Here is a 3,398-nt window from a genome sequence, read left to right as displayed (position 1 = left end):
GGGACTGGGGACTGGGGACTGGTGACTGGGTAATCAATTTTATGTTTTTTAATCAACTATTCCCAATTCCCTATTCCCAATTCCCAATTCCCTATTCCCAATTCCCTATTCCCTATTCCCCAAGATAAATGTAAGGGTTTAGCATTGCTAAACCCCTACCGACTCCAGATAAAAATCATCCTTGGGGGTGATTTAATTCGCCATCTAACGGAATAAGCTACTTAATGAACTATCTTCGTGAATCCGCCAAATCGCCTCACCAAGTAAATTAGCAACTGAAAGCGTGACTAACTGAGGAAAACGATTACTTTCAGGAATAGGAATAGTGTTAGTAACTATCACTTCCTCAAATAAGCCACTGGATAAGCGTTCAATCGCTGGTGGTGAAAATACTGCATGGGTAGCACAAGCATATACTTGACTAGCGCCTTCTTGACGGAGTAATTTCGCACCTTCAGTAATTGTTCCGCCTGTATCAATCATGTCATCTACTAAAATCGCCGTTTTGCCTCTGACATCACCGATGACATTCAAAACCTCAGCGACGTTGTGAGCTTGACGGCGTTTATCAATAATTGCCAGAGGTGCATCATTCAATTTTTTGGCAAATGCTCTGGCTCGTGCCACACCGCCCACATCAGGGGAAACCACTACAACATCATGTAGTTGTTTACTCTGTAAATAATCCAGTATTACGGGTGAACCATAAACATGATCAAAGGGTATATCAAAATACCCCTGTATTTGTGCTGCGTGTAAGTCCATTGCGAGAATACGACTAGCACCAGCTTGAGTAATCAGGTTAGCAACCAGTTTAGCGGTGATAGATTCTCGTCCTGCGGTTTTGCGGTCAGCGCGGGCATAACCATAATAGGGAATTACTGCGGTAATTTGCCGTGCAGATGCGCGACGGCAAGCATCAATCATAATCAGTAATTCCATTAAATGGTCGTTAACTGGCTGGCACGTTGGCTGGATTAAATAGACATCACAACCGCGAATAGATTCTTGGATTTGAACATACAGTTCACCATCCGCAAATCTTTTGCGAATCATCGGACCCAAGTCCATCCCCAGGTAACGAGCGACTTCTTGGGATAATTGTAAATTGGCAGAGCCAGAAAACAGCCGCAGACGGTGATTTTCAGTCAATCCTGTGGTGACTGGGTGCATTGTCAAAGTTGCAGAACTCAGCACAGCAGATCCTCGATGTGCATTCATGGCGATATTATCATCAGAGATTTAGCAGATTTCACGGTCATAGATAGACTAAACAAAACATTTGTAAGTTTTGTTGAAACTTCTATACAAACTTGCAATATTTCTCCATATACTTACATTCACTAATTTTCTAGTTCTTCTGAGAAAAAACCAATGAGGAATATACTGACATCTATTTTGATCAATAGTTTCAGAGTTCCATTTTTGGAAATTGGAATGAACCACCCAAATATTTGATAATTTGCTATGGTAGATCACTTATTATACCGTTTCTTTTATCACTGAGATCAATTTATTTGCACATAAATTCAAAATTTTTTCCAATTTTGGGCAGTATTAATCGGTCCTACAGAAAATGATCAATGCCGGTGGACAATTTAAGCAGGGGACAATAGAAATTTGCTGACTGCGGAATGTTGAAAACTAAAGATCGAGCCTTCAAGATGCAGGTACTTATTTTATGATACTAGCGTCAAATTGAGAAACTGAGTTATTCGATCTTCTATATTGGGGACAGGTGACAGGTGACAGGTGACAGTGAATAGATAATTCTTTATTCCCAATTCCCAATTCCCAATTCCCAATTCCCACGTTTATGCTTTAGTTAATTTCTAGCTCAGTTGCTATTACACTTACTCTATTGATTATGCAACCACCCATTAAAGTTGGTACTGTTCTACAAAATCGTTATCACATCATTCACATTCTCGGACAAGGGGGTTTTGGTAGAACCTATCTCGCAGAAGACGAAAGACGCTTTAACGAACTTTGTGCAATTAAAGAATTAATGCTCACGGAGACGGGTGTTTATGGTGGAAAAAAGGCACAAGAGTTGTTTGAACGCGAAGCTGCCACTTTATATCAAATCGAGCATTTGCAAATACCCAAGTTTAGAGAGAAGTTTTCCCAAGATCAACGCTTATTTTTGGTGCAAGATTACATTAGCGGGAAGACCTATCACACCCTGTTAAATGAACGTCGCGCTGAAAGTCAAGCTTTTACTGAAGCTGAGGTATTACACTTACTATGTTCTTTGTTGCCCGTTTTGGAGCATATTCACAACAAGAGAATTATTCACCGGGATATTTCGCCAGATAATTTGATTTTACGGGATATTGATCAAAAACCTGTATTAATTGATTTTGGGGTGGTGAAAGAACTCGCTACACGGTTATCTACCCCGGAAAAAAAGCCGGTGACAACGGTGGGTAAACCGGGCTATTCTCCTAGTGAACAAATGCAGTCCGGTAAAGCTTATCCTAATAGTGATTTGTATGCACTGGCGGTAACGGCTATAGTTTTGTTGACGGGAAAAGAACCAGCAGAGTTATTTGATGAAACCCAACTGACTTGGAACTGGCAGCAATGGGTAGAAGTGAATCACGGATTTGCTGAAGTTTTAAATCGGATGTTAAGTTATGTACCGGGCGATCGCTATCAAAGTGCTAAGGATGTATTATCAGCTTTAGAATCTCTGGAGCAACGGCATATTCCGCAGCCAGAGGTATCATATCTGCCAACCGTTGCTGTTAGTCATCGTCCCGATCCTTTACCACTAACACCCAACACACTTGATCCAGTAATTCCACCGCATCAAAGTAGCTCTATCTTAGATAATCCGTTAGCTATTGGTGCTATTGGCAGTGCCGTAGTAATCTTAGCAGGATTTGGTTCTTGGACAGTGGTTAATTCTCTTCGCAGTCAACAATCACAAACACCACCAGAACAAGCAACCACACCCCAAAGTTTTCCTTCTCCTGTTATTCCCGGTTTGACATCTACACCAACACCAGATTTAACATTAACACCAACACCAACACCAACTAATACTGAATTTGTTTTCTATACAAAACGTTTAAGATTCGGAACATCTAACACAATTAAGGTAGATGATACTATCAAGGCTCAGGAAATAATTAAATACAGCTTTACGGGTGATGTTGGGCAAAAGTTAACTGTATCTGTTGACAAAGAAAGTGGAGTTGTGTTAACAGTGCTAACTGCTGATGGTAAACCGATTAGTTATGATTCAGAGCGAGTTACTTCTTATCAAGGGCTATTATTAAATAGTGGTGAATACATTATTCAATTAACTTTGTCCACAGAAGTGGCTGAAAGTGATTATAGTTTGAATATCGCTTTAGAAAACCCAGTTGAACCTACACCCACCGAAACCC

At 40.5% G+C, this 3,398-nt stretch carries 2 protein-coding genes; one reads left to right on the top strand and one right to left on the bottom strand.

The annotated features are described in order from the left end of the window. Nucleotides 1–204 precede the first annotated feature (204 nt). Entirely contained in the window at nt 205–1,221 is a 1,017-nt protein-coding gene (locus H5968_RS24755) for a ribose-phosphate pyrophosphokinase (RefSeq protein ID WP_187042054.1), read from the bottom strand. Between the two features lie 646 nt (nt 1,222–1,867). On the opposite strand from H5968_RS24755, the gene H5968_RS24750 reads away from it, so the two are divergent. Next, a partial coding sequence (locus H5968_RS24750; protein ID WP_187042053.1) for a serine/threonine-protein kinase occupies nt 1,868–3,398 on the top strand: 1,531 nt, incomplete at its 3' end.

This window comes from Sphaerospermopsis sp. LEGE 00249 (assembly GCF_014299995.1).
Classification (GTDB): domain Bacteria; phylum Cyanobacteriota; class Cyanobacteriia; order Cyanobacteriales; family Nostocaceae; genus Sphaerospermopsis; species Sphaerospermopsis kisseleviana.
This window is presented reverse-complemented; position numbering and strand designations above follow the sequence as displayed.